The 22,097-nt window shown below is 34.5% G+C and carries 15 protein-coding genes; 6 read left to right on the top strand and 9 right to left on the bottom strand.

The window, feature by feature from the left end; genetic code table 11:
• The 3 genes from ED556_RS14380 to ED556_RS14370 all read left to right on the top strand — a co-directional run.
• Nucleotides 1-872: T9SS type A sorting domain-containing protein (locus tag ED556_RS14380; RefSeq protein ID WP_296325442.1), on the top strand; the 872-nt coding region annotated here is incomplete at its 5' end.
• Nucleotides 873-1,057: 185 nt separating this feature from the next.
• Nucleotides 1,058-8,233: a LamG-like jellyroll fold domain-containing protein gene (locus tag ED556_RS14375; RefSeq protein WP_296325439.1), complete on the top strand. Its 7,176-nt coding sequence runs from the start codon at nucleotides 1,058-1,060 to the stop codon at nucleotides 8,231-8,233.
• A gap of 124 nt (nucleotides 8,234-8,357) precedes the next feature.
• Nucleotides 8,358-11,759 (top strand): amidohydrolase family protein, encoded by a 3,402-nt coding sequence (locus tag ED556_RS14370; RefSeq protein ID WP_296325435.1) that lies wholly within the window; start codon nucleotides 8,358-8,360, stop codon nucleotides 11,757-11,759.
• A 39-nt stretch (nucleotides 11,760-11,798) separates the two neighbouring features.
• Here ED556_RS14370 and hisS read toward each other — a convergent pair whose 3' ends face one another.
• A complete protein-coding gene (gene hisS / locus ED556_RS14365) occupies nucleotides 11,799-13,169 on the bottom strand; it encodes a histidine--tRNA ligase (protein ID WP_296325449.1) in 1,371 nt (456 codons plus the stop codon).
• Between the two features lie 245 nt (nucleotides 13,170-13,414).
• Here hisS and ED556_RS14360 point away from each other — a divergent pair, with 245 nt between their 5' ends.
• Both ED556_RS14360 and ED556_RS14355 read left to right on the top strand, forming a co-directional pair.
• Entirely contained in the window at nucleotides 13,415-14,659 is a 1,245-nt protein-coding gene (locus ED556_RS14360; RefSeq protein WP_296325432.1) for an ABC transporter permease, read from the top strand.
• Between the two features lie 2 nt (nucleotides 14,660-14,661).
• Nucleotides 14,662-14,847 (top strand): hypothetical protein, encoded by a 186-nt coding sequence (locus tag ED556_RS14355; protein ID WP_296325427.1) that lies wholly within the window; start codon nucleotides 14,662-14,664, stop codon nucleotides 14,845-14,847.
• Nucleotide 14,848: 1 nt separating this feature from the next.
• Here the strand turns inward: ED556_RS14355 and ED556_RS14350 are convergent, their stop codons facing one another.
• The 5 genes from ED556_RS14350 to rpsF form a co-directional block, all read right to left on the bottom strand.
• A complete protein-coding gene (locus ED556_RS14350; protein WP_296325424.1) occupies nucleotides 14,849-15,322 on the bottom strand; it encodes a DUF6495 family protein in 474 nt (157 codons plus the stop codon).
• 28 nt (nucleotides 15,323-15,350) lie between these two features.
• On the bottom strand, nucleotides 15,351-16,214 hold the full coding sequence (locus tag ED556_RS14345) for a glycerophosphodiester phosphodiesterase family protein (RefSeq protein ID WP_296325422.1): 864 nt from the start codon (nucleotides 16,212-16,214) through the stop codon (nucleotides 15,351-15,353).
• 66 nt (nucleotides 16,215-16,280) lie between these two features.
• Nucleotides 16,281-16,730: a 50S ribosomal protein L9 gene (gene rplI, locus ED556_RS14340; protein ID WP_296325419.1), complete on the bottom strand. Its 450-nt coding sequence runs from the start codon at nucleotides 16,728-16,730 to the stop codon at nucleotides 16,281-16,283.
• Between the two features lie 13 nt (nucleotides 16,731-16,743).
• Nucleotides 16,744-17,043, bottom strand: coding sequence for a 30S ribosomal protein S18 (gene rpsR, locus ED556_RS14335; protein WP_296325447.1), 300 nt, complete (start codon nucleotides 17,041-17,043; stop codon nucleotides 16,744-16,746).
• Entirely contained in the window at nucleotides 17,043-17,381 is a 339-nt protein-coding gene (gene rpsF / locus ED556_RS14330; RefSeq protein ID WP_296325416.1) for a 30S ribosomal protein S6, read from the bottom strand. The genes rpsR and rpsF overlap by 1 nt, the downstream gene beginning before the upstream one ends.
• Before the next feature lie 195 nt (nucleotides 17,382-17,576).
• On the opposite strand from rpsF, the gene ED556_RS14325 reads away from it, so the two are divergent.
• Nucleotides 17,577-18,272 carry a LytTR family DNA-binding domain-containing protein gene (locus tag ED556_RS14325; RefSeq protein ID WP_296325413.1) on the top strand — a complete coding sequence of 232 codons (696 nt, stop codon included), beginning with the start codon at nucleotides 17,577-17,579 and terminating at the stop codon, nucleotides 18,270-18,272.
• 11 nt (nucleotides 18,273-18,283) lie between these two features.
• Here the strand turns inward: ED556_RS14325 and priA are convergent, their stop codons facing one another.
• The 3 genes from priA to ED556_RS14310 are packed head-to-tail and all read right to left on the bottom strand — an operon-like array spanning nucleotide 18,284 to nucleotide 22,085.
• Complete coding sequence (gene priA / locus ED556_RS14320; protein WP_296325410.1) at nucleotides 18,284-20,734, bottom strand: primosomal protein N'; 2,451 nt, start codon at nucleotides 20,732-20,734, stop codon at nucleotides 18,284-18,286.
• Nucleotides 20,734-21,150: a DUF2147 domain-containing protein gene (locus ED556_RS14315; protein WP_296325407.1), complete on the bottom strand. Its 417-nt coding sequence runs from the start codon at nucleotides 21,148-21,150 to the stop codon at nucleotides 20,734-20,736. The genes priA and ED556_RS14315 overlap by 1 nt, the downstream gene beginning before the upstream one ends.
• A complete protein-coding gene (locus tag ED556_RS14310) occupies nucleotides 21,147-22,085 on the bottom strand; it encodes a YihY/virulence factor BrkB family protein (RefSeq protein ID WP_296325404.1) in 939 nt (312 codons plus the stop codon). The genes ED556_RS14315 and ED556_RS14310 overlap by 4 nt, the downstream gene beginning before the upstream one ends.
• Between the last annotated feature and the right edge of the window lie 12 nt (nucleotides 22,086-22,097).

Below are 22,097 nucleotides of genomic sequence, written 5' to 3'. Positions count from 1 at the left end.
CGGGTACAACAACGGATAGCTTAACAAGTTCTACACAAGGAACTACGACTGTAACATGGACCTTTGATGATGGTAATGGCAATACATCGACGCAAACACAAGATATCGTAGTGAATGATACTACAGCGCCTGTGCCTGATGCAGCATCACTTCCAGATGCGACAGGTCAGTGTTCGGCAACGATTGCTTCTGCACCTACTGCAACGGATAACTGTGGTGGTACGATTACGGGTACAACAACGGATAGCTTAACAAGTTCTACACAAGGCACTACAACTGTAACATGGACCTTTGATGATGGTAATGGCAATACATCGACGCAAACACAAGATATCGTAGTGAATGATACTACAGCGCCAGTATGTATTACCCAAGATATTACTGTACAACTTGACGGAACTGGTACAGCAACAATTATAGCGTCCCAAATAGATAATGGATCTACAGATAATTGTGGCATAGATTCAATATCATTATCACAGACTGTATTTACAGTTGCTGATATTGGAGACAATACAGTAACATTAACAGTAGACGATGGCAATGGAAACATTTCAATGTGCGATGCTACTGTTACAGTTGAAGCTCAAACATTAGATATAGATGATAACACAATTGGAGTATTCCAAATTACTCCTAATCCGTTTAATGATAATATCAATATAAGTATCCCAACACATATGTCTAATGATGCTTTTACTATTACGATATATGACTTAAACGGTAGGAAAGTTTATCAACAAAACAGATCTGCACAAAATAGTTCCATAAGACTAGATGGTTTAAATCGCTTACAAAAAGCACCTTATATCATCAGAGTGTTAAACTTAAATTCTAATAGTGTATTTAATACAAGATTAATTAAATATTAAACAAAATATATCCAAAAGAGGTGTTTTTAATCAAAAACACCTCTTTCATTTCATTTTTTAAAATGCTGAAAAACAAATGTTTACATTTTAAATAGTGCATTTCATCGATTTTTTTTGCATTTCATAGAGTTGTTATATATGTTTGTAACATAATTATAGTCCCAAACTATAAACTTAACCGCTTTATGAAAACAAATATTACTATTAAGATTTGTCTTAGTCTTTTGTTATTGACTATGATATCCCAAACTTCTATTGCTCAAGTAGAGGTTTTAGAAACATTTGAGGGAACTGCAGACGCAAATGATTTTAATGGATTTTACGTATTATGGCAAGATGGTGGTAGCCGTGCTAGAAATGATGGTAATTCCAGAGTAAATGGCACAAATTCTATCCGTTTAAATCGAGAAGGAGACCCTAATGCCACTACATATACAACAGACTTACCTCTAAGTGGTTATTCTCAAGTCAATATTTCTTTCTTCTTTAGATATAGAAATTGCGAAACGGATGATAACTTGCTCGTTGAATACTCAGACAATAGTGGATCAAGTTATACAACTATCGGCACGTACTCAAGATCAACCTTATCAAATGACGTTGTTTATAGAGCATCAATAACAATTACTGATGCCTCTTATACATTTAACAACAATTCAAGATTTAGATTCAGAGCTGATGGTAACGCAGCAGACGATCACATGTTTGTCGATGATGTATTAATAAGTAATTATTGTCCTTCTTACGGACATACAACATATGATACAAGTATAACATATGTAGATTTCGGAAGCATTACTAATGCTTCGGCAAAACCTTCAGGATATTCTGATTATACAGCTCAAAGCACAACGGTTACACAAGGTGGAACTGAGAATTTGACAGTTAGGGTAAATACAGATGGTAATTACACGTCTTACACCATGGTTTGGATTGATTGGAATCAGGATGGAGACTTTGATGACTCTGGTGAATCTTTTGACATGGGTACAGCTACAAATGTTTCAGATGGTGCTACAGCCAATTCTTTACCGCTAGTCGTGAATGTACCTGCTGGAGCTGCTTTAGGTAATACCAGAATGCGTGTGTCATCTCGTTTTGGCGGAAACCCAACAAGTTGTGAAACAAACTTTGATGGAGAGGTTGAGGATTACACAGTAAATGTAACTGCTGGTGGACCCGCTCCTGAGATTGATATCGTAGATAGTGGAAGTAATGCCATCAATGATGGTGGCGGAAATAGCCCTTCAGGAACCAATAGCACAGATTTTGGAAATGTTTTAATAGCAAACAATACAGCTCAGACATATACTATTGAAAACAATGGTACATCGGATTTAACCATTAGCTCTATTACAAGCAGTAATGGTGATTTCACAATTACTGGACCAGGATCATCTACAATTACAGCTGGGTCAAGTACTACTTTTACAGTTACATTTACACCTTCTAGTGCTGGTACAATAAATAGTATTATTACGGTTAATAATAATGATTCAGCTCCTGAAGACGTATATACTTTCAACGTTGAAGGTGTTGGTATTGACCCATGCCCTTCTACAGTCTCAACTTTTCCATACAATGAAGGCTTTGAAAGTGGTTTAGGAAGTTGGATTCAAGATACTGCTGATGGTAATGATTGGATAAGACAAACTGGCGGTACACCGTCTTCAAATACTGGGCCAAGTGGTGCTCACGAGGGTTCTTATTATCTGTTTACTGAAGGTAGTAGTCCTTACTTTAACACTGTTTATAATTTAATTAGCCCTTGTTTTGATTTAACCTCGGCACCTATGGCAGAATTCTCATTCTTTTACCATATGTATGGTACAAACATGGGAACATTAGATGTTGAAGTAAGTACGGATGGTGGAGTTACTTATGGCGCACCAGTTTGGACACAATCAGGAGAAGTACAAACAAGTAATGGTCAAGCTTGGAACCAAGCAACTATTAATTTATCTAGTTATATAGGACAAACTATTAAATTAAGATTTAATGGTACGACAGGTGGAGATTTTACAAGTGATATGGCTATAGATGCAATTTCACTTTCTACAACGCCATCACCAGATATTGATGTTGTGGATAGTGGTGGAAACCCTATTGATGATGGCGGAGGAAATAGCCCATCAGGAACTAACGATACCGATTTTGGTACTGTAACCACAACATCTACAATAACTTATACCATAGAAAACAATGGTGCTGCTACGTTAACTATTTCATCGATAACTAGTAGTAACGGTGATTACACAATAACTGGCCCTGTGTCATCTTCCGTGTCGGCTGGTGGAAGTACAACTTTTGATGTTACGTTTACACCATCTGGTACCGGAACAGTAAATAGTGTTATTACCATAAATAATAATGATAATGCACCTGAAGATGTCTATACTTTTAATGTTACAGGTATTGGCGACTTACCTATTTGTAGTTCATCTACAATGAGTTTGCCTTACACTGAAAGTTTTGAATCTGGTGCTAATGGATGGAATTCTGGTGGTGCGGATGCCAGTAGAGAGAACATTCCAGGATTCTCTTATGATAACAATTATAGCTATAGAATAAGAAGTGCTTCGGGTAGTGGATCTTCATTCTGTTCACCAAATGTTGATATTTCAGCCTATAATAAAGTAGATTTTAAATTTTTCTTCTACGCAGATGGTTTTGAAACTGGTGAAACGTTTACGTTTGAATATAGTGATGACGACGGCGCAACTTGGGAGGTTGTTAGAACGTTTACCGCTGGTGATACTGCACCTGCAAATAAAAGTGGCGATTTCCAATTTGGAAGTACTTCAACAGATTATTACGTAAGAGTAATTGGGCTTTTGGATACAGATTATACATTTACAAGTAATGCACGTTTTAGATTTCAATCTATTGGTAGTGATACAACAGACAATATTTACATAGATAATATTAGCATTACAGGAACTACGTATACCACGCCAACAGTAGGTCCAGGTGGTGTAACTTCTGATTTAAGTTTATGGTTACAAGCTGATAAGCTAAATGGTACATCAGTTGGTACCGATGGTGCACTAGTAAGCCAATGGACTGATACTGGCATTGGTAATAATGCATCAGTAACTGAAACGGGTAACGAGCCTACTTATAGAAATAGTGTAGCAAGAAACATCAACTTTAATCCAGTTGTTGATTTTACCAATGATAATAATACTGCGAGTGGAGATATGACCTATCTTGATGGTAGAGAAGTATTAGAAGGTTCAGCTGGTTTTAATAGTAACGATATTTTTATGGTGGTCATGCCAGATACTCCAGTATCTACAAGTACAATTCCGCTAGATACATTTACAAGTTTTGACGTTACTGCAGGTAATACACACGTCGAAGATGTCACAGGTTTCGGATTTGGTAACTACTCTGCAAGATTATCAAACGAAATTTTTGGTTATGCAATAGGTTCTACTTCAACTTCGTCACCATTCCCTGGATATGGTCGTGGTGTAACTGACACGTCAATAAACATGAACCAAATTGCAATCATAAACACTAGACATAACAGTACAGATACTGATATGGAAATCTATATGAATGCTAATCAAATTGGTGCTGTAACTAATGATATTGCAGATTTTTCAACAGTGAGAGAACAACGTTTCTGGCTTGGAAGAAGTCAATACTGGCAAGGTAGTTTTGACGGTCGTATCGCAGAGGTAATTACATATACAGCACGTAAAAATGATGCAAATGCTACTCAAGATAGAAATAGAATACAATCATACCTAGGTATTAAGTATGGTATTACACTACAACCTACCATAACGGCTGGTGTTATCCAAGAAGGAAATCTTGATTATGTAGATAGTGATGGTACTGTGATCTGGGATGAATCTGCTAATAATGGTTATAACTATGATATTGCTGGTATTGGTAGAGATGATGCCTCGGGTCTTGATCAAAGACAATCTAGCAGTATTAACTCTAATCCTGATGGTACAGGAGAAACTAGAGGTATAGTAACTATGGGATTAACTAGTATTGAAGATACTAATTCTGAGAACAAATCGGTAAATTCATCAAGTTCATTCACTGATAAAAACTTTATCGTTTGGGGTAACAATAATATAAGCTTAGATGCCGCTCCAAATACTGTGGCAGTAGATATGAGTGCCAATATCTCTGGACTAAATACAGATGTTGAATTTATTGGTATGCAACGTATTTGGAAAGTAGTTGAAACTGGCGATGTTAGTAGAGTTGCAATATCAATTCCGCAAGATGCCGTTAGAAATATTTCGCCTCCAGGTAACTATTTAATGTTTATTTCTGAAACTGGAGTTTTTACGCCTACAGCACAATATAGAGTAATGACAGCTGATGGAAGCGGTAATTTAGTTGCTGAATACGATTTCCCAAGCAATGCAGAACGATTTATAACATTTGGATATGCTCCTGAAATCATTGTTGAGCGTTCAATTAATTTCGATGCTGTTGCTCAAAATTATATTGATGTCGAAGATAATTTAGATTTAGACGCAACGAGTTCTACTACTGGCTTGTTTACTTTATCTACATGGATAAAAAGAGAATCAGGATCTACTAACACTTCGATTGTTTCAAAAAGAGATGTCGCTTATACTGAAGGTTATGATTTAAAAATTAATGCTTCAAACCAAGTAGAAATGAACTGGATTAATGGTTCAACAAGAACCATAAGTTCTAGTGTAGCTATTCCAGAAAACGAATGGCACCATATAGCCGTAACACATGATGGTACAACTGCTAGATTATATATAGATGGTGTGCTAGAAACTACTTCAACTCTGCCTCTTCCATTGGATACAAGTAGATCATTCTTAATTGGTGCTGCTGGTAGAGATGGAAGTGCAACTGCCTATTTCGATGGAAATATTGATGAAGTAAGAGTTTGGAATGCAGCTCTTACTGCAAACCAACTTAGATTCTTAATGAATCAAGAGTTAGAGGACAACGCTGGTACTATCGGTAAATATTTTGACGATAATGGTATCCTACCGACAAAGAATGATGCATCGGCATTAGATTTCACTAATCTGAGAGCGTACTTCCCAATGTCTAGATACACATACACAAACACTAATGATGATTCTGGTAACGATTTAGTTGGATACTTAAGACAATTAAGAACTGTTGATTTCCAAACTGCTCCACTACCGTATATATCAACTCAAAATGGTAATTGGACGGACGCTTCAACATGGACTAATGGAAGTGTACAAACAATTCCAGGAGCAAGATCTTTAGCTGATAATGATGTATCTGTTGATTGGAATATTATACAAACAGGTCATAACATTACAATTGATAATACATCTTTAATGGATGACGATATTGTAAACGTAGCTGATCCTGATGGTAATGACAATGAAGGTAATAGAACTGTTTTAGCTCACATACTAGATAGTGGAACAGTAACAGTTGATGGAGATAATACTGCAAAAACAGGCTATGGATATACAGTAACGCACTATTTTGAATTAAATAGTAAAATAGATCTTGAAGGTGAATCTCAATTAATTCAGACCACAAATAGTGATTTGGTTATAGGTTCTTCTGGTGAACTTGAAAAAGACCAGCAAGGTGTTACTAGCGAGTTCCATTATAACTATTGGGGTGCACCTGTAGGTGCTACTAGTATTGCTCCAGCAAGTCCAAACCCAAATAGATATTCATATAATGTAACTGATATCATGTACGATAATGGTACTGGCGTAAACTTTACTTCTGTAGGATTTAATGGCTCAAATACAACTCCTGTTACTATTGCTGATTACTGGATTTGGAAGTTTGCCAATAATACTGATGGTGACTATTCTGAATGGGAGCACGTTCGTAGTACTGGAACATTATTACCTGGTGAAGGTTTTACAATGAAAGGTACTGGAACCACTGATCCTGAGCAAAACTATACATTCTTAGGTAAGCCAAATAATGCAGATATAGATCTAACCATAAGTCAATACAATGATTATTTAGTTGGTAACCCGTATGCATCAGCAATTGATGCAAGACAATTCATCTTAGATAATGGTCCTACTCTATTTTTTGACCAAGGCTTAATCCGTATCGTGCTAGATGGTGGTGGAATGCCAGTAAATGATGGAAACGGGCACCCAATTTATCAGGATGATGATGGAAACCAATATACTATGAGAGTAACAGGTGGTGGAACTCCTGTGAATGATGGTAATGGAAATCCTATTTATGAAGATGCAGGCGGTAATCCTCATTATGCACATTTAGATGGTGGTGGAACTCCTATCTTGGATGGAAATGGATACATGCTTTATATAATTTCAGGCTATGTCGGAGAGGATGACGCAACTACTAGTGGTACATTATACTTCTGGGAACATTGGGGTGGATCTGATCACGTCTTAGCTAATTACCAAGCAGGTTATGCAACTTATAACTTAGCTGGTAGTCTTGCTGCTCCATTTAGTAATGCAGGTGAATCTGACCCTGATGTATCACCATTGGGAACTGGAACAAAAGTTCCAGGTCGATATATTCCTGTTGGTCAAGGCTTCTTCGTAGTAGCTGATACTGGTGGTACAATAAACTTTAATAATGGACAACGTGTGTTCAAACGAGAAGTTGCAGCTAATGGTGAATTCATAAGAAGTTCTAATACAAATGAATCATTAACTGAAGACGATTTAGATCCAAGACAAAAAATTAAACTAGGCTTCTACTCTGCTGGAGAACATTACAGACGATTATTATTAACAATTGATGAAGATACTACTCCTGATGTAGATTGGGGCTTTGACGCGACAACATACGATTTTATGGACGATGATATGTTCTGGGGAATTAATAACAATTTCTATGTAATTCAAGCTTCTGACAATATGGACGAAGGTACAAGCTATCCATTAATAATTTACACTGCTACAGCAGGAAATAATACGATAAGCATTGATGAGATGAGAAACATAGGTGATGATCAAGAAATCTTCTTACATGATATTGAATTAGATTATTATCATGACCTAAAAGAAAGTAATTATGAAATTTACTTAGACCCAGGGTATTACGATGGACGCTTCGAAATTGTGTTCGAGAATCTAAATCAAAGTTTAAGTACAGACGACATAATAAACGAGCAACAACTAGATGTACGTTATGCAAATAATATAGATAAAGTTGTGCTTATCAATCCACATGGTATAGTTGTGGAAACTATTCAGATTTACAATATCCTTGGTCAACATGTGGTTGATATTGATGAAATAAAATCTGGAAATTATACAGAATACAACGTTGGGAACTTAAGTTCTGGACCTTATATCATAAAATTAAATACTGTAAGCGGTTCGGTATCTAAAAAAGTATTGGTAGATTAATCCTAAAGACTTAGACTCAACTTAAAGAGACTATCTAAAAAGATAGTCTCTTTTTTTTTTTTAGTCAAACACCCCATAAATAACTAAATTAGTGGAATTGATTTTAACAAAATAATTCCATAAGATGAAAGCTCTTGCTCAACTAAAAGTCGTATTTGTTTTTACTATTGCATTTATGGTTAGCCTTAATGCTCAAGAAACCAATACCAAAGAAAAGGACTCTACAAAAAAAGCCACTAAAGAATTACCTCTTGAACCTGAACGAAAAATAGCATTTACAACTAATAATGGTACTTGGATTTCTGTGGACGTACACCCAAATGGAGATACTATAATTTTTGACATGATGGGAGATTTGTATACAATTCCTATAACTGGAGGTACAGCAACTCGCTTAACAAGTGGAATGCCATATGATGTTCATCCTCGTTATAGTCCTGACGGAAAGTCAATAGCATTTATATCTGATAAAAGCGGTTCTGACAATCTGTGGGTAATGGATTTAGAAACCAAAGAGCAAAGACAACTTACTAAAGACAAAGATAAGTATCATGTATCTGCTGATTGGAGTCCAGATGGTAATTACATTGTTGGCACAAGAGGAAGACGAAATATAAAGCCATTTATTTTACATAAAGATGGTGGCTCAGGGGCAGGATTGTTATCAAAAAATAAAACTCAAAAATTAATAGACCCAGCATTTAGTGCAGATGGTAACCATATCTATTTTTCCTCAAGAAGAGGTGCATGGAATTATAATGCACAATTACCACAATACCAGATTTTAAGTTATAATCGTAAAGATGGAGAAACTGAGACTATTACATCGAGATATGGCTCTGCTTTTACTCCTACTTTTTCGAATGATGGAAATTGGATGGTATATGGAAGTCGATTTGAAGAACATACAGGGTTAGTTCTTCGAAATTTAAAAACTGGTGATGAACGCTGGCTTGCATATCCAGTACAACGAGATGAACAAGAGTCTATTGCACCATTAGGAGTTTTACCCGCAATGTCTTTTACACCAGACAATAAAAATTTAATTGCTTCCTATGGTGGTAAAATATATTCAATATCGATAGAAGATAATACCGCAAAAGAAATTCCATTTTCTGTAGATATTGATATCGATATGGGTCCAATGGTGTCTTTTAAATATCCTATTGAAGATAACTCTGAAGGAGTAGTTACACAAATAAGAGATGCGGTACCATCACCAGATGGTTCAAAAATAGCCTTTACAGCATTAAATCGTCTATATGTGATGCATTTAGAAGAAGGAAAACCAAAAAGACTTACTAAAAACAATTTTACTGAAGCTCAACCAGCTTGGTCACCAGATGGGAAACACATAGTATTTACCACCTGGAAAAATGGCGGAGGTCACTTGTATAAAGTAAATGCAAATGGTGGAAGAATTACTCAACTTACTAAACTAGCTGGTATTTATACAAATCCAGCATGGTCTTATCAATCAGATAGAATTGCTTTTGTTAAAGGCTCTGCTCAGTCGTATGATGACGCCATTGGTCCATTTGCATCAGGTGCTGCAGATGAGCTTGCATGGATATCTTCAGACGGTGGAATAATAACTATTATTGATAAAACTAAAGGCAGAAGTACACCTCATTTTACTAAAATTAATGACAGAGTATATTTAAGTCATGGTAGCAAAGGTCTTATTTCTATACGTTGGGATGGCACAGACGAAAAAGAACATTTAAAACTAACAGGCATAAAAACATATGGATCTTCTGACGTTTTTGGTATTAATCATCATGATCATCATGCGGCAATGCCATCAAATGAAGATGGTTGGCGAGAAAATAATAAAGGGTCAAGACCTACAGTAATTAAGATATCACCCAACGGTACTCATGCATTAGCTAAGATTAACAACGATGTATACTCAGTTATTATTCCAAAAATAGGAACTACACCTTCAATATCTCTTGCAAAACCCGAAAATGCTGCGTTCCCTGCTAATAAGTTAACTATAATGGGAGGCGAGTTCCCGTCATGGTCTTCGAATAGCAAAGAAGTGCATTGGTCACTTGGCGCTAGTTATTTTGCGTATAATTTAGAAAAAGGAAAAGCATTTAATGATAGTTTAAAACTTGCTAAGAAAAGAGAAAAAGAACTTAAAGAAGCTAATAAAGCAAAAGATTCAACCAAAGCAGATGATAAAAAGAAGAAAAAAGATGCACCTAAGTTCAAAGCAGATGAGTATAAAGTTATAGTTAACTATAAACGATCTATTCCAGAAGGAAAAACACTACTAAAAGGTGGACGAATCATTACTATGAAAGGCGATGAAGTTATTGAAAACGGAGACATTCTTATAGAGAATAATAGAATTGTAAATGTTGGAGCATCTGATAGTTTCCAAGTACCAAATGATGCAAAAGTAATTGATATTTCTGGCAAGACCATCACTCCAGGTTTTGTAGATACACACGCACATATGTGGCCAAATTGGGGAATTCATAAAAATCAAATTTGGATATACTCGGCAAATCTTGCCTACGGTGTTACCACAACAAGAGATCCGCAAACAGCAACTACTGATGTTTTAACCTATTCTGATATGGTAGATGCTGGTATGATGCATGGACCAAGAGTATATAGCACTGGTCCAGGTCTTGGGTTCTGGGCATATAATATCGAAAACTATAACCATGCTAAAGATGTACTAAAACAGTACAGTGAATACTATAACACAAAAACTATAAAGATGTATTTGGTTGGAAATCGCCAGCAGCGTCAATGGGTTATAAAAGCATGTAAAGAACTAAAACTGATGCCAACTACTGAAGGTGGTTTAGATTTTAAGCACAATATGGCAAACTTAATTGATGGCTACCCAGGACATGAACACTCTTTCCCTATTTATCCTATATATACTGATGTTATAAAAACAGTAGCAGAATCGCAAATGGCTGTTACTCCAACATTATTAGTATCGTATGGTGGTCCTTGGGCTGAAAATTATTTTTACTCAAGAGAAAATCCTTATAATGATACCAAATTGCAATATTTTACACCTTATGCAGAATTAGCTCAAAAATCAAGACGTAGACCAGGTTGGTTTATGGACGAAGAGCATGTGTTCAAAAAGCATGCAGAATTTATGAAAGATTTAATCGAAGCTGATGGAATTGGCGGTGTAGGAAGTCATGGTCAATTACAAGGTTTAGGTTATCATTGGGAATTATGGGCAGTAGCAAGCGGAGGAATGAGTAATATTGATGCCTTAAAAATCGCTACTATAAAAGGTACTGAAGCTATAGGTTTAGATAAAGACTTAGGAAGCATAGAACCAGGAAAGATTGCTGATATTCTAATTATGGCAAAAAATCCACTAGATAATCTTAGACATACAAATTCATTAACTCATGTTATAAAAAATGGAATAGTATATGACGCTAATACTCTAGATGAAATAGCTCCTGTAGCTAAAAAAGCTAATAAATTTAATTGGCAGACCAAGAGGCCAGATAATCTTCCAGGAATTAAAAACTAATTATGAATAAAAAAAGACCTCGAATTTCGAGGTCTTTTTTTATTTTAATTTTGAGATTAAATCTTCAAGAGGCACTTTTTGCTGCTCTCCTGAAGACATATTTTTTAATGCATAGGTGTTAGAATTCAATTCATCTTCTCCGACAATTACAACATAAGGAATATCACGTTTATTGGCATAATTCATCTGCTTTTTCATTTTGGCAGAATCTGGATATAGCTCTGCATTAATGCCATGACTTCTTAATTCTGAAATAGCATTCAATGAAAATAGTGCCGCCTTATCTCCAAAATTTATGAATAATACTTTTGTATTGTCTTTTACAGATTGTGGGAATAGATTCAATTCTTCTAAGACCAAATAAATACGGTCCAAACCAAAACTAATGCCCACGCCACTAACATCTTTTAGTCCAAATATACCTGTTAAATCATCATAACGGCCACCACCACCAATAGACCCCATATTAACACCTTCTGGAGCAGAAACCTCGAATATTGCGCCTGTATAATAGTTAAGTCCACGAGCTAACGTAACATCGAGTTGTAGGTTTGCTGTTTTTAAACCTAGATTAGTGATTGCAGAGTCAATGAATTCTAGTTCTTCAATACCTTTAAGACCTACATTTGAAGCACTTAAAATAGTTTTTAAGCTTTCTACCTGATTTCTAAAATCTCCAGATAAACTAAACAAAGGTTGCAGTTTATCTATTCCGTTTTGGCTAATTCCTTTCGCAAGCATTTCGGCTTTAACCTTGTCCTCGCCTATTTTATCTAATTTATCTAAAGCAACAGTAAAATCAATTAACTTGTCTTGAGCTCCAATGACCTCAGCAATTCCAGATAATATTTTACGGTTATTAATTTTTATGGTAACGCCTTCAAGGTTTAAGGCTGTAAAAACAGCATCATATAGCTTAATGAATTCTACCTCTTGAAATAGAGACGTACTTCCTACAACATCTGCATCACATTGATAAAACTCTCTAAAACGCCCTTTTTGCGGACGGTCTGCACGCCATACAGGCTGGATTTGGTAACGCTTAAACGGAAAATCTATCTCGTTTTGGTGTTGCACCACATAACGTGCAAAAGGTACAGTTAAATCATATCGAAGTGCTTTTTCAGATATTTTTGAAGTCAAAATTGATTCGGACCGTAAATTATACTCTGAATCTGAGATTTTGTTAAGGTAATCTCCAGAATTCAAAATTTTAAAAATCAAACGATCGCCTTCATCACCATATTTACCCATTAAGGTATCAGAGTTTTCAAAACTTGGGGTTTCAATGGGTTGAAATCCATACAGCTGAAATTGGGATTTAATCGTATCGATAATATAATTGCGCTTAGCAACTGTTTCAGCATTAAAATCTCTTGTGCCTTTGGGTATGGTTGGTTTTTGTGCCATAATATTTCCTGCATAGGCAGGAATCTTAATGTTAGAATTCAAATTATAATTAACGCTTCGTCCCTTCGACTGCGCTCAGGGCAGGCAGGCTAAGCGTAATATGAAATATGCCATAGAAGCACATATTTCATATCACAAAAATATTATAAATTTTAGAGGCAAACTTAAGTAATTTCAAATTTGTAGTAACTTTATTGGCATTAAGTAGTCTTATAGCAAACTGACTCTAACTTTTAGACCAAAAGATGAAATTAGCGCTCTTTAAAGAAAACATAAAAATTGCCCTTGGTTCTATAAAGGGCCAACTCCTTAGAACCATCTTAACCGTTGTTATTATTGGTATTGGTATCATGGCTTTAGTAGGTATTTTAAGTGGTGTTTCGGCCTTGGAAAATACGATTTCTAGTGATTTCTCTTCTATGGGAGCCAATACGTTTAACATTCAACGATACGAGTTTAATACACAACGACAAAGTAGTAGAGAGCGACAAAAAATAAATCCGGTAATTACCTACAGAAATGTAAAAGATTTCATGGATAGCTACGACTTTCCGTTTACCAAGACTTCTGTTTCTTTTATAGGTACAAGAGCTGCTGAAGTAAAAACCGATGAAAAGAAAACTGATCCTGAGGTTAGAATTTTAGGTACTAATGAGCATTTTCTAGAAAACTCCGGTTTAGAAATCGAAGGTGGTCGCGGCTTTAATGTTTTTGATATTACAAATAACAATGCAGTATGTGTTATTGGTAGTGACCTTGTTAAAGCATTATTTAAGGATGTAAATCCAGTTGGACAAACTATTAATGTTAGAGGTTCTAAATTTAAGGTTATTGGCCATCTAAAAGAAAAAGGCGCCACGTTTGGCAATAACCAAGATTTGCGTGTACTTATACCAATACAAAAAGCACGCTCAATTTTTACCAATCCATTTATTAATTATAATCTAAGTGTAAAAGTTGATAAAAAAGATATGCTTGTTGGCGCACAAGATGATGCGGTATTAACTTTTAGAAATGTTAGAGGTCTTAATCCTGTGGAGGATAATAATTTTGGTTTGGAGCGAAGTGAAGATTTAATAAACCGTATTAGTAATATATCTAGTTATCTGTATTGGGCTGCTTGGATTATCAGTATTGTTACAATTTTTGGTTCTACAATTGCTCTAATGAATATTATGCTTGTATCTGTTAGCGAGCGTACACGTGAGATTGGAGTGCGTAAAGCATTAGGAGCAAAACGTAAAACCATCGCTGTACAATTTTTTATAGAAACTGTTGTCATTGGTCAGTTGGGAGCATTATTAGGTATTATTCTTGGAATTTTAATTGGTTGGTTATTAGCTACTGTGTTTGAATTACAATTCTCAACACCTTGGTTCGCCATGTTTTGGGGTGTTACAATTGCATTTATAGTTGCAGTTGTTTCTGGTGTATATCCTGCTACTAAAGCTGCTAAATTAGACCCAATTGAGTCTTTGAGATACGAGTAATTATGATGAAATGGTTAGCTAAATTAAACCTTTTCTTTAAAGATTTGTTTTTAGATGAAGTCGATAAAGAATATGATAAACCTCTTCCTTATCATAAAGACTTTGGACCTAAATCTATTGCAAAACAAAAAGAAATTCTAAAACGAAAAAGAGCCATAGAACAAGAGCAACAAAATAGAGGTATCTAATTTACTGTCCAATTAGCTTTTCAAAATATTGAAATAATTCGCCTTTAGTAATATTAGCACCTTGCTGTATTAACTTAAAAATATCTTGGTGCTTATCGTCTGAATAGTCTTTTTTAGCATTATAAAATTCAATATCATCAGATAGCAAGTTATTTCGCAACCATTCAAAACCTTCTTTACTAGTAAAATCTACATCAGCCTTATCGATCTTAATCGCAATGAGATGCATGTCTGCTTCTCTGCACCTAAATAAGTGCAATTGTTGCGAAGATATATGCTCTAAATACTCAACCTTACTTAATACACCATACCAAACTAAATCACTAAATACATCTAGCTCCTGCTCTGCAGCTTCTGGTTTATTAGTCTTAATATCTTCCCATTCGTCAGCAGTAATAGATTGCGTTGCTAAAAAGTTTATAAACTCTTGATGTAGCTCTTCAAATTGCTCTTTAGTAAGTCTTGTGTATTTCATTTTATGCTGAATTTATTTCAGTATCTAATTATTTATTATTTATAGTTTCATTTACAGCAAATGGTCTATCTGTGGCAAAAATATCTACACCAAGTTTATCCCATTCATTATACAAATAATCACCTCTAGCCTCTGCCCTTTTGTCTAAGTTGCCAAGTGTTCCTAGCATTGTAAGTATATCCTTATCATGCAATTTTTGAAATAACGATTTATCTGATAATCGTGTACCAGTAAAAGCAATCATATTTTTTGTAGGTATATCAGTGCTTAAAAGTGCATTGAGTTCTAACTCATTTCTTGCGGATACAGATAATAATAGGTTCGGTGCCAGTTTGTAGGCCGATTTTGCCTGATCCAAATCGTAAGTAATTATGATGCAATAATCTTCTGCATTTGCAGATGTAATGGCTTTAATAACTTCGCTTTGTGGCACACTTCGTTTAATATCTACACTTAGTACAACATTATTTTTTTTACTCCATTTCAGCACCTCTTCAAATAAGGGTACCTTGAATTTAGTTTCCTTACCAAAATCATCAATAAGATTGTAGTTTAATAGCTCTGTATAAGTCATGTTTTTAACCAATCCTGTACCAGTAGTAGTTCTATCTATAGCGTTATCGTGCATTAATATTAACATTCCATCTTTGGTTTTAGCAACATCAATTTCGTAAATGGCTTCCATTTTACCATTTACATAGTTTAAGGTCTCTAAACAGTTTTCAGGATAATTTTTAATTGATTTTCCACCACGATGCACGCTAATTTTAGGGGCTTTATTGTTAGAATATCGATAAGTTTCTAATAATACTGAGTCTTCAGAATTCGTTTTGGTTTGGGTCTTACACCCTAAAACCGCTATTGCTAATACTACAATATAGAAATACTTCATCTTAAATATGGAATAAAAAAACCGTCTAGAGTTAACTAAACGGTTCAATATAATGTTTAAATACAATTACTTTTCAGCAACTACTTCAAAAGGAAAATCAACTTTTACTTCTCTGTGCAGTCTAATCACAGCATTGTATTTTCCTAAACGCTTTACATTACCTCCAATAACATTGATAAATTTCTTCTCAATCTCATGGCCTTGTTTTTGTAATGCATCAGCAACATCAATGTTATTAACAGAACCAAATAATTTGTCTCCTGCCCCAACTTTTGATGCAATTTTTAATTCTAAGTTATTTAATGCTTCAGCAACAGTCTTAGCGTCATCAATTAACTTTTGCTCTTTAAAAGCACGTTGCTTTAAGTTCTCAGCTAATACTTTTTTAGCAGAAGCCGTAGCTAATATTGCTTGTCCTTGAGGAATTAAAAAGTTTCTACCATAACCGTTCTTAACTGTTACAATATCGTCTTTAAATCCTAAATTTTCAACGTCTTGTTTTAATATAAGTTCCATTGTTATGATATATTTATTTTAATAAATCAGCAACATATGGCATTAAAGCCAAATGTCTAGCTCTTTTTACAGCTACAGATACTTTTCTTTGATACTTTAAAGATGTACCTGTTAAGCGTCTTGGTAATAATTTTCCTTGCTCGTTCACAAACTTTAATAAGAAATCTGGGTCTTTGTAATCTACATACTTAATACCAGACTTTTTGAAACGGCAATACTTCTTAGCTTTAGAAGTTTCTATGTTTAATGGCGTAAGATATCTAATCTCTCCATCTTTTTTTCCTTTTGCTTGTTGGTCTATTGATGCCATAATTACGCTTTTTGTTTGTTTCTTTCTCTTCTTCTCTCAGCCCAAGCAATTGCATGCTTGTCTAATTTTACAGTTAAGTAACGCATAAAACGCTCATCACGTCTAAACTCTAACTCTAAAGGTCCAATTGCTTCTCCAGCAACAGTGTACTCAAATAAGTGATAAAAACCACTCTTTTTGTTTTGGATTGGATACGCTAATTTTTTTAAGCCCCAATCTTCCTTGGCAATCATCTTAGCACCTTTAGAAACAAGAAAATCTTCGTATTTCTTTACTGTTTCCTTTATCTGATCTTCAGATAAAACGGGATTTAAGATGAAAACAGTTTCATAATGATTCATAATAAATTGTTTTGTTTATTGTTAAAACGGCTGCAAAAATACACATTATTTAAAAGTGTACCAACTATTTACTACTGTTTTTTAGGTCATTTTTTGAAGTCTTCATCTTAAATATTTTTACAGTTTGTCGGTAAAATTTGTTTTTTAACCGAATTTATTGTACTATTGTCGAAGCTTAACCTAAATAATGATGTTATGACTTTAAACTGTGTAGTTGTTGATGACTCTGCAATTCAGCGATTGTCTATTGTAAAATTAATAGAAAATCATGAATCTTTAAATCTCGTTGCTGAATATAGCAGTGCATTAGAAACAAAAAATGGATTAAATACTAAAAAAGTAGATGTAATCTTCCTTGATATCGAAATGCCCGTACTTAATGGTTTCGAATTACTTGACGTACTTAATAATAAGCCCCAAATTATTTTTGTAACAGGTAAAACGGAATATGCTTTTAAAGCTTTTAACTACGATGCCACCGATTACTTACAAAAACCAATAACCAAAGAACGATTTAACACCGCTGTTGAAAAGGCCATTGAGCAGCACAAGCTCAAATTAGACTTCAATGAAACTGAAGGTGAACATATCTTTGTAAAGAGTAACCTTAAAAAACGTAAAGTTTACATTAGAGATATTAAATGGATTGAGGCTCTTGGTGATTATGTAAAAGTAGTTACTGAAGAAAATAGCTTAGTTGTTTTGTCTACAATGAAAGCTTTTGAAAAAGAATTACCAGAAGGTAAATTCCTCAGAATTCATAAATCTTACATTGTAAATCTTGATAAAATAGATCGATTTAACAGTAAAAATGTTGAAGTTGGTGCTTACGAAATACCATTAAGTCGAAACAAAAAGACACAACTTGTTGATGCCTTAAATAATATGTAAAGTGCTAATTATTAGTAGTTATCTACATTAATAATTACGCGCACAGACCTAAAGTCTTTTATACTATTGAAGCTATTATATATTTTACTAATAGCTTCTTTTGTTTTTTGTAACGACTGTTTTGGCGGAATTTTCACTAAAATATTCTTTAAATATTGATTTCGAATTCTAGACACCGGCGGAAATTCTGGACCTAAAACATGTGTTGTAAATAATTGCCTAAGTGATTTACCGAACCAGTCCGACGCCAAATTAACACGATTATAGTCCTTATGTTTAAGAGTAATCTTTATCTGCCTATAAATTGGTGGGTATTTGTAATTATATCGGTCGTTTAGCTGCTCCTTATACATATCATAATATGCATTTGTAGATACTTGCTGTAAAATAGTGTGATGCGGATTATAAGTCTGGATCAGAACCTTACCTCTTACATCTGTTCGGCCAGCTCTACCTGCAACTTGAGCCATTAATTGATAACTACGTTCATGCGCTCTAAAATCGGGGAAATTCAATAAGTTGTCAGCATTAAGTATACCTACCAGCTTTACATGCCTAAAATCTAAACCTTTAGTGAGCATCTGAGTACCAACCAAAATATCTATTTCACGATTTTCAAATCTGTTAATTAATTTTTCAAAACCATATTTACCTCTAGTAGTATCCAAATCCATACGGGCGACTTGCGTTTCAGGAAAAAGCACTTTTACCTCTTCTTCTATCTGTTCTGTGCCAAAACCTTTTGTATCTAAAGTTGCATTTCCACATGCATTGCAGTTTTTAGGCATTACCGAATTATAACCACAATAATGACATCGCAATTGATCTCTATATTGATGATAGGTTAAACTCACGTCGCAATTAGGACATTGTGGTGAATGCCCACAGGTTGTACACTCAACAATTGGAGAAAATCCTCTTCTGTTTTGAAACAATATAATTTGAAAGTCATTATCTAAAGCTTCCGTCATTTCTTCTATTAAACGATCACTAAAATGACCTTTCATACGCTTCCGCTTGTACTTATCAGCTAAATCTACAAGCTCAATATCTGGCAATAGGACATTATTATGGCGTTGCGTAAGTTCTACCAATCCGTATTTGCCTTCAGATGCATTATAATAGCTTTCGAGGCTAGGTGTAGCAGTACCTAGAAGTGTTTTCGCTTTAAAAATTGAAGCCAACACTATTGCCGCATCTCTTGCATGGTAACGTGGTGCTGGATCAAATTGCTTAAAAGATTGCTCGTGTTCTTCGTCAACGATTATCAATCCTAAGTCCTGAAAGGGTAATAACAAAGCAGACCTCGCTCCTATAATAATTTGCGCTTTTTCAGAATTATTTAGAATATTTCGCCAAGCTTCAACACGCTCATTCCCCGAATATCTAGAATGAAAAACAACGACTTTTTCTCCAAAATAATCTTGCATTCTTGATACAAGTTGTGTAGTTAAAGCTATTTCGGGCAATAAATAAAGTACTTGTTTTTGCTTTTGTAACTGTTCTTCAATTAGCTTTACATAAATCTCTGTCTTACCAGATGAAGTCACACCATGTAATAGTACTACTGACTTAGTAGTAAATGATTGTTGTATTTCTGATAAAGCATTTAATTGATGTGTATTTAGTTGCTTTGAAACAGAATCACCGCCAGAGGCAGAAACTCTATCTGTTTGTATATAATAATCTTCGAGAATGTTTTTATCAATCAGCGCTTTAACTACAGCAGAAGACGAATGACTTTGGTTTATTAAATCTGAAACCTTTATGGGTTGTTTTGATGAAGATTTAAGTTGAAATAAGGTTAATATGACGTCGCGTTGCTTTTTTGCTCTATGTAGTCGCACTAATAGCTCCTGTAATTTTGCATCTGAATTATAGTTATCATTGAGCTTAACATAGCGTATTAGTTTTGGCTTGTACTTCTGATATATTTCTTCCTTTAATTGCACAATGCCTTTATCTACTAAAGTATTAATTACTGGCAGCACACGTTTTTTATCTAAAATAGAAACTACATCATCAATCTTTAACGAAGATTGGTAATGCAAAGCTTCATAAATTAAAAATTCTTCGTTTTTAAGTTCAGTATCTGAAACCTCAACGTTTTGATTCTTAGATATTATGGTTTCACTTTCTAAAATAAAAGCATTTGGTAATGCAGCTCGCATCACCTCACCTAAACTACTCATATAATATTCAGAAATCCATTGCCAATGGGCTAATTGCTTATCGGTTACTAGAGGTGTTTCGTCTAATATTTGATGAATAGTTTTAGCTTCGTAAGCAGTAGGTGGATTTTTATGAATTTTAAAAACTAAGCCAGTGTATATCTTATTCTTACCAAAAGGAATGGCTACTCTCATTCCTGGTTTTAAGTAATCTGCCTCAGCTTCTGTAATATGATAAGTAAACGCTTTTTGAAGCGGAATTGGCAATATGACATCAATAAAATTTGACATTACTCTGCACGCACCCAGTATTGTGTTTTATAGAAAAAAGCCACATAACCGCGAACTTGTAATTTGTTAGGTTCTTCCATTTTCAATCTGCATTTATAAACTTTACCATTACTTGGGTTTAATATGGTTCCGCCTTCATAAACATCATCTTCAGGTTTCATATTGTTTATGATTGTCATTCCTAAAATAGGCTTATTTTTATTTTTACCCTTGCAGACATCGCATAGCGGATTTGGTTTTTTATTGTTGAGTAATTCAACGATATCACCATATATTTTTCCTTCTTTTTTGTAGATGTTGACAATAGATTTTTCTTCACCTGTTTCGTCATCAATGGTTTTCCATTTACCAAATATATCTTGGGCATTTGTACTTAAACAAATTAATAGGGCTATTAAAAACTTCACATACTTCATGTCTTCTGATTTAATTTATGCAATCCTCGTAATGTGGCATTAAGTTCATATCCTAAAAGTAAAATATTAGAATTTAGCCATAAGTACAGTAACAATATAAGCAATGCTCCAATAGAGCCATAAAGCTCATTATACTTAGAAAAATTATTAATGTAAATACCAAATAAGTATGAGGTTAAGATAATTAGTAACGTAGTTAATAACGCGCCAATAGAGAAAAATCTTGTGTGCCGCCCTTCTTTTGTTCCAAAATAATATAGTGTGGCTGTAGAAATATATACCATAATTATGAAAAACAAATATTTTACAATTGAAATCCATTGTTTATTCGTGGCTTCACCTGCTTCGAGGGCTTCATTTAATGGCGTAATAACGTAAATTTCTGTATACCCAAAAACGGCGACAGTGAGCAAGACTAAAAACACTAATATAAGAGCGATTCCTAAAGCATAAAGGTATTGTTGAAAAACATTTCTGGTCAACTGTTCATGATATGAGTTTTCAAATCCAGAAAATACTGCATTTACACCATTTGCCATTAAAAACATTGATAACAAAAATACGGACGATAATAGACCCGCTTGTTTATTGCCTTCAAGATTCTCAAAAATGTTAGACTCAAAAAAGTCTGAGGTTTGAGGTGGTAAAAACGATTCTAAAAAATCAAGAAATTCTGTTTGAAATCCTTCAATAGGAATACTAGGAATTAAAATAATAATAAACAATAGAAATGGGAAAATAGCCGTAAAGAAACTAAAAGCAATTGCACTTGCTCGTGTTGTCAATGTGCCTTTAACGATTCCTAGTCCATAAAGTTCGAGCAAGTGGTATAAGGATAAACCTTCAAATCCTGGTAACTTTACTTTTTGGCATAACTCTACCAAAATATTGATTATCGGAATTTTTTTAAGTTTTTCTTCTATTGTACTCGGCATAACCTAAACTCT

The organism is Winogradskyella sp. (genome assembly GCF_003712105.1).
Classification (GTDB): Bacteria; Bacteroidota; Bacteroidia; order Flavobacteriales; family Flavobacteriaceae; genus Winogradskyella.
Note: the sequence above shows the minus strand (reverse complement) of the source record. Positions and strands in the feature narration are given on the sequence as shown.

Coding starts and splice junctions, on each gene's coding strand:
- rpsF (WP_296325416.1), bottom strand. CDS start 17,381: ATGAATCATTATGAAACTGTTTTCATCTTAAATCCCGTTTTATCTGAA.
- ED556_RS14325 (WP_296325413.1), top strand. CDS start 17,577: ATGACTTTAAACTGTGTAGTTGTTGATGACTCTGCAATTCAGCGATTG.
- ED556_RS14355 (WP_296325427.1), top strand. CDS start 14,662: ATGATGAAATGGTTAGCTAAATTAAACCTTTTCTTTAAAGATTTGTTT.
- priA (WP_296325410.1), bottom strand. CDS start 20,734: ATGTCAAATTTTATTGATGTCATATTGCCAATTCCGCTTCAAAAAGCG.
- rplI (WP_296325419.1), bottom strand. CDS start 16,730: ATGGAACTTATATTAAAACAAGACGTTGAAAATTTAGGATTTAAAGAC.
- ED556_RS14315 (WP_296325407.1), bottom strand. CDS start 21,150: ATGAAGTATGTGAAGTTTTTAATAGCCCTATTAATTTGTTTAAGTACA.
- ED556_RS14375 (WP_296325439.1), top strand. CDS start 1,058: ATGAAAACAAATATTACTATTAAGATTTGTCTTAGTCTTTTGTTATTG.
- hisS (WP_296325449.1), bottom strand. CDS start 13,169: ATGGCACAAAAACCAACCATACCCAAAGGCACAAGAGATTTTAATGCT.
- ED556_RS14345 (WP_296325422.1), bottom strand. CDS start 16,214: ATGAAGTATTTCTATATTGTAGTATTAGCAATAGCGGTTTTAGGGTGT.
- ED556_RS14370 (WP_296325435.1), top strand. CDS start 8,358: ATGAAAGCTCTTGCTCAACTAAAAGTCGTATTTGTTTTTACTATTGCA.
- ED556_RS14360 (WP_296325432.1), top strand. CDS start 13,415: ATGAAATTAGCGCTCTTTAAAGAAAACATAAAAATTGCCCTTGGTTCT.
- ED556_RS14310 (WP_296325404.1), bottom strand. CDS start 22,085: ATGCCGAGTACAATAGAAGAAAAACTTAAAAAAATTCCGATAATCAAT.
- ED556_RS14350 (WP_296325424.1), bottom strand. CDS start 15,322: ATGAAATACACAAGACTTACTAAAGAGCAATTTGAAGAGCTACATCAA.